Source organism: Rhodobacter sp. TJ_12, assembly GCF_020023995.1.
GTDB lineage: Bacteria > Pseudomonadota > Alphaproteobacteria > Rhodobacterales > Rhodobacteraceae > Rhodobacter.
Window position 1 is genome coordinate 59,670 of the sequence record NZ_NRRD01000021.1, and the last position, 13,286, is coordinate 72,955.

General features: G+C 60.6%; 12 protein-coding genes and 1 tRNA gene. 4 read left to right on the forward strand and 9 right to left on the reverse strand.

Annotated features, from left to right (window positions below; translation table 11 throughout):
• Positions 1 to 16 precede the first annotated feature (16 nt).
• Positions 17 to 481: a PTS sugar transporter subunit IIA gene (locus CKO11_RS14075; RefSeq protein WP_223640072.1), complete on the forward strand. Its 465-nt coding sequence runs from the start codon at positions 17 to 19 to the stop codon at positions 479 to 481.
• Here the strand turns inward: CKO11_RS14075 and CKO11_RS14080 are convergent, their stop codons facing one another.
• From CKO11_RS14080 to cysQ, 8 genes are all read right to left on the reverse strand, one after another.
• Positions 482 to 1,882, reverse strand: coding sequence for a nodulation protein NodH (locus tag CKO11_RS14080; protein WP_223640075.1), 1,401 nt, complete (start codon positions 1,880 to 1,882; stop codon positions 482 to 484).
• Between the two features lie 3 nt (positions 1,883 to 1,885).
• The gene (locus CKO11_RS14085; RefSeq protein WP_223640078.1) at positions 1,886 to 3,580 is read right to left on the reverse strand and encodes a beta-1,6-N-acetylglucosaminyltransferase; all 1,695 of its coding nucleotides are present in this window, start codon (positions 3,578 to 3,580) and stop codon (positions 1,886 to 1,888) included.
• Between the two features lie 10 nt (positions 3,581 to 3,590).
• Positions 3,591 to 4,601 carry a glycosyltransferase family 2 protein gene (locus CKO11_RS14090; RefSeq protein WP_223640081.1) on the reverse strand — a complete coding sequence of 337 codons (1,011 nt, stop codon included), beginning with the start codon at positions 4,599 to 4,601 and terminating at the stop codon, positions 3,591 to 3,593.
• Positions 4,602 to 4,796: 195 nt separating this feature from the next.
• The gene (locus CKO11_RS14095; RefSeq protein WP_223640084.1) at positions 4,797 to 5,819 is read right to left on the reverse strand and encodes a glycosyltransferase family 2 protein; all 1,023 of its coding nucleotides are present in this window, start codon (positions 5,817 to 5,819) and stop codon (positions 4,797 to 4,799) included.
• A 20-nt stretch (positions 5,820 to 5,839) separates the two neighbouring features.
• Positions 5,840 to 6,826: a UDP-glucose 4-epimerase GalE gene (galE, locus tag CKO11_RS14100; RefSeq protein ID WP_223640086.1), complete on the reverse strand. Its 987-nt coding sequence runs from the start codon at positions 6,824 to 6,826 to the stop codon at positions 5,840 to 5,842.
• 3 nt (positions 6,827 to 6,829) lie between these two features.
• Positions 6,830 to 7,723, reverse strand: coding sequence for a UTP--glucose-1-phosphate uridylyltransferase GalU (gene galU / locus CKO11_RS14105; RefSeq protein ID WP_223640088.1), 894 nt, complete (start codon positions 7,721 to 7,723; stop codon positions 6,830 to 6,832).
• 143 nt (positions 7,724 to 7,866) lie between these two features.
• Entirely contained in the window at positions 7,867 to 8,667 is an 801-nt protein-coding gene (locus CKO11_RS14110) for a 3-deoxy-manno-octulosonate cytidylyltransferase (RefSeq protein WP_223640090.1), read from the reverse strand.
• A complete protein-coding gene (cysQ, locus tag CKO11_RS14115; protein WP_223640092.1) occupies positions 8,667 to 9,464 on the reverse strand; it encodes a 3'(2'),5'-bisphosphate nucleotidase CysQ in 798 nt (265 codons plus the stop codon). The genes CKO11_RS14110 and cysQ overlap by 1 nt, the downstream gene beginning before the upstream one ends.
• A 124-nt stretch (positions 9,465 to 9,588) precedes the next feature.
• Here cysQ and CKO11_RS14120 point away from each other — a divergent pair, with 124 nt between their 5' ends.
• Entirely contained in the window at positions 9,589 to 10,410 is an 822-nt protein-coding gene (locus CKO11_RS14120; RefSeq protein WP_223640094.1) for an ABC transporter permease, read from the forward strand.
• 24 nt (positions 10,411 to 10,434) lie between these two features.
• Here CKO11_RS14120 and CKO11_RS14125 read toward each other — a convergent pair whose 3' ends face one another.
• Positions 10,435 to 11,466, reverse strand: a complete 1,032-nt coding sequence (locus CKO11_RS14125; protein ID WP_223640096.1) for a LacI family DNA-binding transcriptional regulator — start codon at positions 11,464 to 11,466, stop codon at positions 10,435 to 10,437.
• Positions 11,467 to 11,760: 294 nt separating this feature from the next.
• Between CKO11_RS14125 and CKO11_RS14130 the strand changes: the two genes are divergently transcribed.
• Positions 11,761 to 11,837: transfer RNA gene (locus tag CKO11_RS14130), tRNA-Arg, on the forward strand.
• 155 nt (positions 11,838 to 11,992) lie between these two features.
• Positions 11,993 to 12,856, forward strand: a complete 864-nt coding sequence (locus tag CKO11_RS14135) for a hypothetical protein (RefSeq protein ID WP_223640100.1) — start codon at positions 11,993 to 11,995, stop codon at positions 12,854 to 12,856.
• Positions 12,857 to 13,286 lie beyond the last annotated feature (430 nt).

Below are 13,286 nucleotides of genomic sequence, written 5' to 3' on the forward strand. Positions count from 1 at the left end.
CGCGGAAAAAGGACAGATGGATCTTTCCACCCTGCTCAAACCGGCAGCGGTCAAAGTTTTGACCAATGTCACGAGCAAGAAGCGCCTGTTCCAGGATCTCGCAGATATCGCGCATTCAGCCTACGGGCTGGATGCGACCCAGACCATCGACGCCTTGCAAGAGCGTGAAACCCTTGGGCCCACCGGGGTCGGCCATGGCGTGGCGCTGCCGCATGCCCGGCTGCATGGGCTGACCGATGTGGTGGGCGTGTTTTTGCGTCTGGAAAAGCCGCTCGACTTCGATGCCGTCGACCGGTTGCCGGTCGATATCGTCTTTGCGCTGTTTGCCCCCAAGGATTCGGGGGTGGAGCATCTTAAGGCGCTGGCGCTTGTGTCGCGCACATTGCGCAACGCTGAAACCTGCACCAAGCTGCGGGCCAATTCGGACCCGGCGGCGCTGCATGCGGTGCTGACAGCGGCGCAGGGCTCTCAGGCGGCTTGATCAGCCGCCTTTCCTTTTCCACGGACCGAAACCGAACTGCATGTAGTCGCGCGAATAGGTATCGGCGGCGGCTTGTTCCAGTTCGGGCTCCCATATATCAGCGAGTTTGACCGGGGCGCTATCGCCCTCGGGGGGCACGAAGGCCGGCGCCTCGGCCCCCACCCCTTGGGCCAGCCATGCCAGATCTTGATCCAGCCGGTCTTCGCGGGCGATCAGATCGGGCAAAGCGAATTGCGCGAAGCCTTGCACCGTGGCCGATTGCGTGGCCCAAAGCCCGTGCACCGGAAGGCTGGTTTGCGCATTCAGGTTCGATTTCAGCCAGCCAAGGAACGCCAAAAGCCCTTCCCCCCAATCCGCGGCGGGTAGCGTCTTGCCTTCGGGCGGCAGCGGCAGTTTGTAGCTTTGGCGCAGTACCGCACGCGCTTCGGCAAAATTGGGCCAGCTTTGCAGTGCAGCAAAGGCCAGATGCGCGCGCATCAGCGGGTGGCGTACCACCGTAAAGCTGCGATGGCCGGGGTGCTTGCGCTTCCACTGCCGCAGGGTCTTTTGCGAAAACCCGTCCTCAAGCTTGCCTAGCTTTGCCATCCAGTCCCGGATCGGCGCATCAAGCGCGGGGCGTAGGGGCATGTACAAAAGCCCCGCGTCGCAGGCGACGAGGTTGGGCACATTCGGCCCGCGCCGGGGTTCGAAATTGGGGGTGCGCGACAAGTTGAACCGATCGAGCCGCGCGAGCGAGCTTTCCATCGCCGGGAAATTGGCGACCTTTTCCTCCAGCGCGGCGGGGTTTTGCACCACGAGGCTGGAGGGCAGGGCGCTTAGCCGCCCCGCGATGCCCAGCCATTGCGCCAGCCCGTTCAGAACATCCACATCCTGCGCATCTTCGTAATCGATGTAAAAGGCGGTCTGGCCGGTGGTTTGCAGCGCATGCATCAAGGCTACCTGAAAGCCCTGCAAGCCTTCCAGATGCGCTTCGAACTCGGCGGCATCGAACTGCGCAAGCGCGTCTTTGCGGTGCTTGGCATCGCCCAGCTTCCACTGGTTCGTCGCCCGCGCGATCTTCAGGCTGACATAACTTTCGGCCGGATTGCGCGTCAGAACGATCTTGGCGCAGTGCGGATCGGCAAGCATCGCCTCCAGCACGCGCGGATCGTGGTCGTGAAAGAAGCGGCAGCCGTTCAGCCCCTCGGCCTCGCGGATGCGGGTCCATAGCACCATCGGATCGGCGTCGCGTGCCGCACGGCTGATGCCTAACAGCTCGGTCTTATTGGGATAGCCGATCAGTGCGGGGTTGAATGCCTCGCCATGGCAGTGCACGCCCGGCAGGTCATTGAGCGCAGCTTCCAGAAGGTTGGAGCCGGTGCGCATTTCCGCAAAGACCACGAAACTGTTGAACCGGCTCATGCGTCACTTTACCAGATAGGGGCGGCCACGCCGCGGCGGTTGGGTTAGCAAATCCCCATGCACCGGGAAATCGCCCATCAGGCGCGGCTGCATGCCTTGGTTGCGCAGGTTTTGCAAAAACTGGCCAAAGCCTGTCAGGTCCACCATCTGTGGGGCCTCTGTCAGCCGCCGCGTCGCGCGCGGGCTGATTTCATCGATGATCGTCTGCAATGGCTCCATCGGGTTTTCGATGAAATCCGCCATGTTCCAAATGCGCACCCGCGCTTTGACATACATCGAGCGCAGGATGTTCAAGTGATCGATCTCAATCTGTTGCAGCCGGGCCGCCTCGCGCCGGATATCGGCAAAATCGCGGTTGGAATGGAAAAGTGGCACCGCCCAAGCGCCTGAAATCACCGAAATCTGTGCATTCGGATCGGTGGCGGTGAACCAGTTGATGTCTTGCGTGTCGCGGGGGCTGAACATGAAGCATTGCCGCTCGCCGCGCCCATTCCAGATCAGGTTTGTCAGGAAGCCGCGGGGATTATAGTCGCGCAAGGTGGCGCTGTCAGACATGCAGCCGTTGAACATGGCTGCGCCGCCCGCGAATTCGGCACGCGCGGGCCCGAACAAATGCCCATGCACCCGCGCGCCAACATATTTTGCCAGCCAGCCCTCGAAATTCTCAAACAGGTCCGAAAACCCCTGAAAGATCGAGTAATGCGCCGAGGTCTTGCCATTTTCGTGGTCTTGCCGGGGAAACCGGCTTTGCATGTAAAGCCCCGGGCGGCCCTTGGTGCGCCGTTCAACCGCCTTCGAAAACAGCCGGTCGATTTTTGACGGGTTCGGTTCGGCCACACTTTCCGCCGGACGCTCAGCTAGGAAATTGGTGTAAAGCTTGTCGGCCTTGGGCCAGATTTTGCGCGCCACAAAACAATCTGACCGGCGCAAAAGCTGCAGGTGATCGTCGTAGAAGATATGCGGCTTGCCCTGATAGTCGAATTTCGACAGCGTCAGCGACCGGCTTTCGATCTGGGTCGAATGGAGCCGGGCCAGAGATTGGAAGTAGCTTTCATCGGGAATCCAGACGCGCGAGAAATAGCGATCATAGGTGGCGCGGTCGGGGTCTTGCAAGATTGCGCTCAGCGTTGCGCGGCTCAGGCACCACCATTGGCTGCCAAGATGCGGCACGATCCCGCCGGGAATGCGCCGCTTCACGCCAAGACGGCGTTGCAGAGCCACGTATTTGTCGAACAGGCGGCGGCGCTTTTTCCACGAAAACGGAAAGCGTAGCGTGAACCGCTCCATATCGATGCCACCCACGGTCCAGCCAACCTCGGCGGTGGTGACGCTTTCGATGAAATCGGTTTGCGGATGCGCGGCCAAATAGTCGTTTAACTCGGCCACCGGGCGCAGCGGCAGGCAAGAGCCGGAGGCCAAAAACACATGGTTCACATCTGGGTGCTGGCGCAGCATCTGTTCGGCGCCCGCTTGGGCGGCGGCGACCAGCGACCAGGTGCCCCATTCGCATTTGAACCGCTTGGAAAAAGAAACATTGTCCAGATCGGCCAATTGGCGCCCCAGCGCCATGTAATCATGCCGCGAAACGCGCGCATCGACATGGATCACCACCGGGGCCCCATGCGCGCCCCAATAGCGCGCGACCTGTGCCGCCCGGTCAAAGGCGGTGTGGCACATCATGATGAAGCCGACCGTCACCGCGCTGCCCTCATGCCCAATTGCCTTTCGACATCAGCCCCAGAATTTCAAGCTGACGCCAGTTGATGTACCGCTCAGACCATTTTGTCCACAGATCGGGTTGCGAACTGAGCCGCGCGCTATAGGCCTCATATTCGCGCGAACCGGCATAATGTTCGCGTCGCACCATTTCCTCGGCGACTTTCTCGGTCAGCGGAGACAGGAATTTGGCATGCAACAGACAGCCAGAGGGCTTTTCGCCGCCCCATGCGTCATAGACCCTGTTCAGCCCGCGCGGCAGGATCATATGGGTCGAAGAGGCAAAAACATAGCTGCGTTCCCATTTCACCAGCGGTATCTTGTTGAGAGAGGGCGCGGCCAAGGGTTCGTCGGCAAAGAATATGCGCGCGCGGGGGCCGCCCTGAATCCACAGATTCTGCATATGGCTGTTGCGCGAGATCATGTAATTGCCCGCATCGAACCACGCGGCAATCTCGAACGGGTTTTGCCCCTCGCGATAGGGCACCGCATCAATCGGCCCTTTGGGATACATATCCACCAGCATCGCCGGGAAAGAGCGGATATCATAGGTATCCAGCCAGTCTGTCAGCGCATCGATCGGGCGCGTATCGCAAAACGGGTAGACAAAGAACTCATCCGGGTCGACCGTCAGCGTCCAATGCCCGGTGCCGTATTTGCGCAGCAAATGGTTCAGCCAATCCATGCCGAAAGCGGCGGCTTTGTAAGACCCTTTGGTTGTGAAAACGGTGCAATCGTCCTGCGCGGCCAGATAGTCGCGCGTGCCGTCATTGCTGTCATTGTCGACAAAGATGAAATGACCCACCCGCAGATTGCGATAGTAGCGCAGGAAATAAGGCAGCCGAACCCGTTCATTGCGCAGGGTGCAAAAGACGATCACATCGGATGGCCGGATTTGCCCGGTGCGGTTGGCCACGGGCTTGAGCTGACGCCGCTTGCGGAATCCACGCCATTGGCGAAGACGCCGCTCCCTGCGAAGTCGGATGGCCTTTCTCAGTCCCACGCCTTGCCTTACGTCCTTTTCTGCCGTCGCGCTTTTTTACGCCAGCCGGATTGCGACAGGGTTAACTGCCGTGAGCGGGAAGGCTTTGCGCGGCGCTGCTCTTTTCGTATCCGACGCATCGGCCGATCTGTCGAAAGAATAGGCGCAATGTGACACAAGGTAAATATTGGTATCGAAAGGCGCGACGCGCGCCTGTCACAGCCATCCCCCGCGCGACATCAGCCCAAGCGATTCCAATCTGCGCCAGCCGGTCAATTCTTGTGAATATGGGGTCCAGAAATCGGGGGAGCCGATCAGGCTGTCGTAATAGCTGTCGAACAATTCCGGCGTGCCGAAATGTTCGCGGCGGCGTTTTTCTTCGGCAGCCTTGTCCACCACCTGCGGCAGGAATTTTGTGTGCAGCAAAAGCCCCGAGGGCGCCTCTGCGCCGGTTTGGTCATAACATTCGTTCAGGTAGCGCGGCAGGATCGAATGGGTGGAGTTGAGGTAAACCCAGCGCCGGTTCCACCGCACCAGTGGGATTTTCGTTAGCGTCGGCGCATGGCGCGGTCGGTCGGCAAAAAACATCCGGGCGCGTGGCCCGCCCTGAATCCATAAGGCGCGGGTCTTTTCTTGCCGGATCAGGCTGTAATTGCCCGCATCGAACCAGCGCAAAAGCGCGGTCGGATCATCGCCCGGGGTGTAGTGCTGCGCCTGCACCGGCCCTTTGGGATAAAGCTCCAGCATCATCGCGGGGTAGACGCGCTGCCCTTGCCGGTCGAGCCAGTCTGTCAGTGCCGGCAGGGGACGGGTGTCGTGATGCGGGTAAATCAGCAATTCGTCGGCGTCGACGGTCACGCACCAATGGTTGTGCGCATAACGGATCATCAGCCATGTCACCCAATCCAACCCGAACCGGTGCAGCCGGTAGCTGCTGTCGGTGCGCCACAACGAAACGTCGGGCTGATCGGCCAGCAAGTCGCGGCTGCCATCCGTGCTGTCATTGTCCACGATCAGGAAGCGATTGACCCCTAGCGCCCGGTAATGCGCCAGAAAATGTTCAAGCCGCGTCGCCTCGTTGCGGATCGTGGCAAACAGCAAGATATCGTTGCGCGCAATTCCTCCGGTGCGGTTTGCCACCGCCGTCAACCGGTGGCGCCGACGAATGGCCCGCGCCAGAAGATAGCGGCGCCGAATACGCCAGCGATAGGCCTGCCAGAGCTGTGCAAGTCGCGCCATCTTCCCCCCGTTGCCGGGGTCTATCTTTCATAATGGCCGCTTTGATGCCAGCGCCAAGCATCGCCGATCATCGTCGTCAGGTCCGAGCGTTTTGGCGCCCAGCCCAGATCGCGCTCGGCCTTGCTGGAGCCCGAGACCAGCACCGCAGCATCGCCCGGGCGGCGAGCGCCTTCGACAATTGGCACGTCGCGGTTGGTCACGGCGCGCGATTGCGCAATCACTTCGCGCACCGAAAATCCCTTGCCCGAGCCAAGGCAAAAGACGTTCGAGCCCTTGCCCGCCTCTAGCCATTGCAAGCCCAAAACATGGGCATCGACCAAGTCGCAAACATGCACGTAATCGCGGATGCAGGTGCCGTCGGCGGTGGGGTAATCCGATCCAAACACCGTCAGCGCCGGGCGACGGCCATCGATGGCATCCAGCATCAGCGGGATCAGATGGGTTTCGGGTTGGTGGAATTCGCCCACCTCGGCCTCTGGGTCCGCCCCTGCCACATTGAAATAACGAAAGATCACCGAATTGAGCCCATGGCTCGCGCCGAAGTCGCGCAACATATCCTCGATCGCGCGTTTCGAGCCGCCATAGGCATTGATCGGATATTGCGGCGTCTCTTCGTTCAACACCACGCCATCTTGATCGCCATAGGTCGCGCAGGTGGAGGAAAAGACAAAGTTCAGGCAATTGGCCGCGCAGGCCGCTTCGATCAATGTGAGCGAGGACAGCACATTGTGGCGCCAGTAATGCCCCGGGTTGCGCATAGACTCGCCCACAAGGCTCAGCGCCGCGAAATGCATAACTGCAACCGGCTCCCAGCGCGCGAAGACGGCATCCAGCCGGTCGCGATCCATCAGATCGCCTTCTTCCAGCGGGCCGAATTTTACCGCGTCACGCCAGCCGGTAACGAAGCTGTCATAAGTGACAGGCACATACCCCGCATCGCGCAGCGCTTTGCAGGCATGGGAGCCGATGTAACCGGCCCCCCCCGTGACAAGAACGTGCTTGGTCATATGTTACTCGGCGGCGGGGCGCATTGCGACCACGTCGCCAAGGAAATCCGAGAATTCGTCGCGCAGGTCGGGCCGGGCCAAGCCAAAGGCGACGGTGGCTTGCAAGAAGCCCGCCTTGGAACCGCAGTCGTAGCGCTGGCCACGGAAGCGGAAGCCATACACCGGATTGTCGTTGCGGATTTCTTCGGCAATCGCATCGGTCAGCTGGATTTCGCCGCCCGCCCCCTCTTTCTTTTTGTTGAGGTTCTGCATCACCTTCGGCGTCAGGATATAGCGCCCGATCACCGCAAGGTTCGAAGGCGCCACATCGGGCGCAGGCTTTTCGACCATGCCCTTCACCCGCACCAGCGAGCCCATGTCTTCGGACACATCCAGCACGCCGTAGGACGAGGTCTTGTCATGCGGCACTTCCATTGCAGCGACGATGTTCCCGCCGGTTTCGGCGTGGGCTTCCATCATTTGCTGCAAGCAGGGTTTCTCGGCGGCGATCACGTCATCGGTCAAGATCACGGCGAAGCTTTCGTTGCCCACCAGACGGCGCGCACACCAGACCGCATGGCCCAAGCCCATCGGCCGGTTCTGGCGGACATAGGCAATCGCGCCCGAATCCATATTGGTGGCTTTCAACTCTTCCAGAAGCTGGGTCTTGCCCTTCTTGCGCAGCGAGGTTTCCAGTTCGGGGGCATCGTCGAAATAATCCTCCAGCGCGGATTTCCCGCGCGAGGTGACGAAGATGAATTCCTTGATCCCGGCGGCGCGGGCTTCATCGATAGCGTATTGGATCAGCGGTCGGTCCACCAGCGTCAGGATTTCCTTCGGGATCGACTTGGTGGCGGGGAGAAAGCGGGTTCCGAGGCCTGCCACAGGGAAAATTGCCTTCGTTACCTTGCGTTTCATGCATCACCTTTGTGGTTAAGAGCTTCTGTCGCTGAATTCGAGGGCATACTGTCCCCTTTCGCGGTGTTTCTCAAGCGTGTGGTATACGAAAGGTTAAGTGAAACATTTAAGACTGCTGCATGACCTTTTCGGCGGTGCAACGATCAGTCGATGCCCATTTCTGCCATCATTGCCTCGATTCTGGGCACGTCCGAGGGATTATTGAGTTCCCAAAACTGACGCCCGCGCGCTTCGACTTCGGTGCACAGCACCGCGCGGCCATTTTCCAGAAAGCGCAATTGTTCGAGCCCTTCGAGCGTTTCCAACGGGCCGACCGGCCAATTGGGATAGGCTGCAAGCGTCTCGGGCCGGTAGGCATAAACCCCCACATGGTGAAACACCGGCGTCGGTTCCTGCGGCCCATAGCCATGCGCGGTGAAGGGGATCACTTCCTTCGAGAAATAAAGCGCACGGTTGCCCGCGCCGAAAACGGCGGTGGTGCCGCCAACGCGATCATGGCGGCGATCTTCGCGCAGGCTCTCTAACATCGCGCCTTCGCAGCGCAGGACGGGCGTCGCCAGTTCCGCCCAAGGGGTGTTGCGCAGGCCTTGCACCAGATCCTCGATGAACCATGCGGGTGTCAGTGGCGCATCGCCTTGCAAGTTCACGACAATGTCATAGCCGCCGCCAAGGCTCGCCAGCGCCTCGGCGACCCGCTCTGTGCCATTGGCGCAGTGATCCGAGGTCATCACCACCTCTGCCCCGAATCCATTCGCCGCAGTTTCGATGCGCTCATCATCGGTGGCCACCACCACCCGGTCGACCCCCTGCACCGCCATGGCGGCTTCCCAGCTGCGCCGGATCAGCGTTTTCGATTCGCCCGAGGCGCCGCGCAACGGCACCAGCGGCTTCGCCGGGTAGCGCGTTGAGGCATAACGCGCCGGGATCACAATCAAGACAGACATCACTTCACCAAAAGCACGCCGGGGGCAAAGGCGATGAAGAACGGGTTGGCAAAGCCTTCTTTGCCATAGGTGAAGGGGCTGTGATCCTCAAACCGGACCATTTCGCCGCCTGCGCCGCGCAGCACCGCATCACCCGCCGCCGTATCCCATTCCATGGTGCGCCCAAGACGGGGGTAAAGATCGGCCTCGCCAGTGGCGACAAGGCAGAATTTCAAAGACGAGCCGGCCGAGGTCATGTCTTTGACCGCATATTGGCCGATGTAATCATCGGTCGCCTGATCGCGGTGCGATTTCGAGGCCACCACCATCAGCGCGCGATTGTCGGGCATGGAAACGCTGATCGGATTTTGAACCCCGGGTTTTTCCTTGTCGAAAGCGGGTCCGGCCTCTTCGACCGCGCGGCCATCGGCCAGAGTGTAAAAGAGCCGCCCTTTCGCGGGTGCATAGACCACGCCGCGTAACGGCACGCCATTTTCGACATAGGCGATATTGACGGTGAAATCGCCGCGGCGCTGCACGAATTCCTTGGTGCCATCCAATGGATCGACAATCAAAAAGGTCGACACATTCTGCCCATGCGAGGCGGCTTGTTCCTCGGTCACCAGCGCGACGGACGGAAAGGCCTCGGCCAGCCCGGCGGAAATCAGCGCATCGGCGGCCTCGTCGGCCTCAGTCACGGGCGAGGCGTCAGATTTTGTTTTCACCTCGAAATCGGGGGCGTTGTAAATCTCCATGATCCGGTCCCCGGCCTCGAGCGCAAGGCGGCGCATGACGGTCACAAGGCGGTCGAAATCCATTTTTCCCTCCATTCGGCCTCAGTTCGGCCAGATTGCCATGCGATTGCGCAGACTTTATGGTGTGCCGTCAAGGGAACGGCAAGTTTTCGGTGCAAAAATCCCCACTGGCCAGCACGGCGGAGACATGTTCAGAGCACAGCGCAGCAAAAGCACCATCGGCTCCGGCTTCAGTGTTCTGGAGTTGATTTACCACGCCACGGTGCGCTCGATCCGCAAGACACAACGTCATGCGGTGTTGGGGCTGTTGCTCAACATCGCGCAAACGCTGCTATTGGTGATCAGCTTCTACGTCTTGTTCAACGTGTTGGGGCTGCGGGGCAGTTCGGTGCGGGGCGATTTCCTGCTTTACATCATGTCGGGGATTTTCCTTTACATGACCCACACCAAGGCGGTCGGGGCCGTCTTTGGCTCCGAGGGCTCTGCCTCGGCGATGATGAAACACGCGCCGATGACCACGGCGATTTCGATTTCGGCCGCCGCGCTGGGGGCGCTTTACATCCAGCTTCTGTCGATGTTCGTGGTGCTTTACCTCTACCATGCGACGATGAATCCGATCGAGATTTACGACTGGGTCGGCGCGATGGCGATGGTATTGCTATCTTGGTTCACCGGCGTGGCGCTGGGCATGGTGTTCTTGGCGCTGAAACCGTGGAATCCTTCTCTCATGGGGCTGGTGCAACAGGCCTATTCGCGCATTAACATGATTGCCTCTGGCAAGATGTTTCTCGCCAATACTTTGCCGCATAGCATGCTGGTGCTGTTCGATTGGAACCCGCTGTTTCACACCATCGATCAGGCGCGCGGCTTCACCTTCATCAATTACAACCCGCATTTTTCAAGCTGGGAATACCCGCTGACAGTCGGGATTGCGTTCTTGGCGATTGGAATGATGGGCGAGTTCTATACCCGCCAGCATGTCTCGATGAGCTGGGGCGCAAAGCAATAGGGCGGCGACCTGCGCAGTCTGCGGTTATCGCATCCGCACCGTATCGCCCCGTTCCAGCACCGGCTGCAATTCAATGATCTCTCCCCCGGGGCCGGGTGTCGCGGCGCGCGCAGCCACAATCTGCGCCGCCTTGCGCCCGATTTCGTGACGACAGGCATCCATGGTTGCCAATTGGCGCGGGAGACCATCCAGCAATTCGACCCCGTTAAACCCGGCAAGACCCAATTGACCGGGCACGTCGAACCCCTTTTCCAAGCAGTAAAGCAGCCCGCCTGCGCCGATCATGTCATTCGAATAATAGAGAAAATCAAGCTCGGGCGTACGCGCCAGCATCGCTTCTGTCATCTCGCGCCCCTTCAAAAGCGCCGAGCCGCCCGCATAGAACTCGGTATCGGTTAGGGGGATGCCGGCTTCCTCTAGCCCTTCGCGGAATCCCTCCAGCCTTTTGCGGGCGCGGTGATCCTCGGGCATCTTGGTGCCCAGAAATCCGATCTTGCGATAGCCTGCGGCGACGATCGCTTCGGCCATTTGGCGCCCGGCGCGGCGGTGCGAAATGCCCACAACCGCATCGACACCCGGCCCATCGACATCCATGATCTCGACCACCGGCACCCCTGCATTTTCCAGCATCGCGCGCGATCCGGTCGAATGTTCCAGCCCTGCGATAATCACGCCAGAGGGCCGCCACGACAGCATTTCATACAAAACCCGCTCTTCCTTTTCGGGCGAGTAATCGGTGACGCCGACGACCGGTTGCAGCCCGGTATCCTCAAGCTCGGCAGAAATGCCCGACAGCACTTCTGGGAAGACAAGGTTCGACAGCGAGGGGATGATCACACCGACAAGGTTCACGCGTTGCGAAGCCAGCGCCCCCGCGATCTTGTTGGGCACATAGCCCAGCGTCCGCGCCGCCTCGAGCACCTTTTCGCGTGTCGCCTCCGAGACATCGCCCCGATTGCGCAGCACCCGGCTCACCGTCATTTCCGAAACGCCAGAGGCTTCGGAGACATCGCGCAAGGTCAGCGGACGGCGGGTGTCGGAGGGCGAACGGGCCACTGGATATCCTTTCGAAAACAATCACCTTTGATAGCGCCAAACATTTCTCTTGCGCAAGGGCGCGCGCCGCGCTATGTTAGCGTTAACAATGGGCTTGCGCGCAAATTGCGCGCCAATATATACCCCGAAGCAGCTTGCGTCCGCGCATGCGACACGGGGCTTAAAAGGGGAAGCGGTGGGCCAATACGCTTCCCCTTTCTCATTTGGGGCGGCTGCTCTTGGGGCCAATCGCTGCTTGCCGGGCTTGCGTTTTGAGCCCATGCGCCGCAATAAGATCACATCGTCATCTGACACGGCCCCGTGGCTCAACTGGATAGAGCAGCCCCCTCCTAAGGGGCAGGTTGCAGGTTCAAATCCTGCCGGGGTCACCAAAAAACTCAATAAAATATAGTGTTTTGTCAGGGGCTTGTGAAAGCAGCTGCAGAAACGCCCGTTTGATTTCCCGGAAAATCGAGCGCTCCGGACGGGGTTTCTGTACAAAACCTGTACAAGTTGAGGCCAGTTTCGGGCGTGATGGGGCCCTGCAATGAGCTGGCGTGTCGCGAATGAATGCGCCGACCGCCGGTTCGGCAGCGCTGCCCGCAAGCAGATCATCATGTTCCTGGCCGATAAGGCGAGCGATGACGGCTCAGGCATCTGGTGTTCCAAAGGCACGATCCAGCGCCACACGGAACTGGGCGAGAGCACGGTAAAGCGGACCATCACCGACTTCCTGCGCGAAGGCATCTTGATCGAGACCGGGCGGCGGCCCTGCAAGAACGGTTTCACCGTGATCTACCGGATCGTGCTGGACCGCGTGATGGCGCTGGAAAGCTCCGCCGAGCCTGATGAGGGGACGGGGTCCACTGTGGACCCCGTCCAGCGTGACCCCTGTAGGGGGGCCAGGGTGGACGGGGTACCGGGTCCAGGGTGGACCCCAAACCACCCTGAAACCATCCATAAACCACCTACGCGCAAGCGCGCGGAGGCAGCGGTGGTTGAAGATGAAAGGTTTGAGAAGATCTGGACTGCCTACCCGAAGGACAGGCAGCGCGGGAAGGCAACGTGCCTAGCCCGGATCGCGGAGGCCGTAAGGGAGGGGATCGACCCCGACGACCTGCTGCGCGCCGTGCAAGCCTATGCGACCGAGAGCGCGGGCTTCACGCGGTCCAAGGTCTGTTTTTCCGACAACTGGTTCGCTGATCGTCGTTGGCAGAGTGTCCTTGAGGCGATGGCCGAGGAACGGCAGGCGCGAGCAGCCCTAGCAGCAGAGAATCACGCACGGCTGGCCGCATGGGTCCGGAACCGCAGCCCGATGTGCAAACACATCACCGCCTCGCAGGTGACGGCGCTGGTGGCGGCAGGGCTGGTGACCGATGGCCAGCTTCGCGCGGCGGGGTTGGCGGGATGAGGGTGGCGTTTTCCGCAAAATGCGCTGCGCGTGGCGTCTTGAGCATCCCGCATTCTGGACCGCGCGTCTTGTCCCGCGTCCTTTGCACCGGGCCATCCGCATCGCGCATCACGTCCTTTGCGCCGCGTTTCCTGCCCCGTGCCGTACGCATCGCGTTTCCCGTTTTGCGCCCCTGCATCCCGTCCCGCCTGGCAAACCCCCCGAAACGGACTCCAAGCCCCTGACCCGCCTCCGCTGACGCTGGGAGGCGGGAGGCTTGGAGGAAGTTGGCAAGAAATAGGAACGTAAACTTCACATGCGCCATGACCTGCCCCCCGGTCGTCCCTCAGTCATAACGAGAGTCCTTGGGGTTGATAGTGGTCGGGTTCAGGTTGGGCAAGCGCGCCGAGCGCGGAGCCCTCAGATTGCTCAAGCGCTCGGCGCGCTTCTG

Excerpts from the sequence above, each read along its gene's own strand:
- CKO11_RS14110 (WP_223640090.1), bottom strand. The coding sequence starts at position 8,667 with ATGTCTGTCTTGATTGTGATCCCGGCGCGTTATGCCTCAACGCGCTAC.
- galE (WP_223640086.1), bottom strand. The coding sequence starts at position 6,826 with ATGACCAAGCACGTTCTTGTCACGGGGGGGGCCGGTTACATCGGCTCC.
- galU (WP_223640088.1), bottom strand. The coding sequence starts at position 7,723 with ATGAAACGCAAGGTAACGAAGGCAATTTTCCCTGTGGCAGGCCTCGGA.
- CKO11_RS14080 (WP_223640075.1), bottom strand. The coding sequence starts at position 1,882 with ATGAGCCGGTTCAACAGTTTCGTGGTCTTTGCGGAAATGCGCACCGGC.
- CKO11_RS14135 (WP_223640100.1), top strand. The coding sequence starts at position 11,993 with ATGAGCTGGCGTGTCGCGAATGAATGCGCCGACCGCCGGTTCGGCAGC.
- cysQ (WP_223640092.1), bottom strand. The coding sequence starts at position 9,464 with ATGGATTTCGACCGCCTTGTGACCGTCATGCGCCGCCTTGCGCTCGAG.
- CKO11_RS14095 (WP_223640084.1), bottom strand. The coding sequence starts at position 5,819 with ATGGCGCGACTTGCACAGCTCTGGCAGGCCTATCGCTGGCGTATTCGG.
- CKO11_RS14075 (WP_223640072.1), top strand. The coding sequence starts at position 17 with ATGGATCTTTCCACCCTGCTCAAACCGGCAGCGGTCAAAGTTTTGACC.
- CKO11_RS14120 (WP_223640094.1), top strand. The coding sequence starts at position 9,589 with ATGTTCAGAGCACAGCGCAGCAAAAGCACCATCGGCTCCGGCTTCAGT.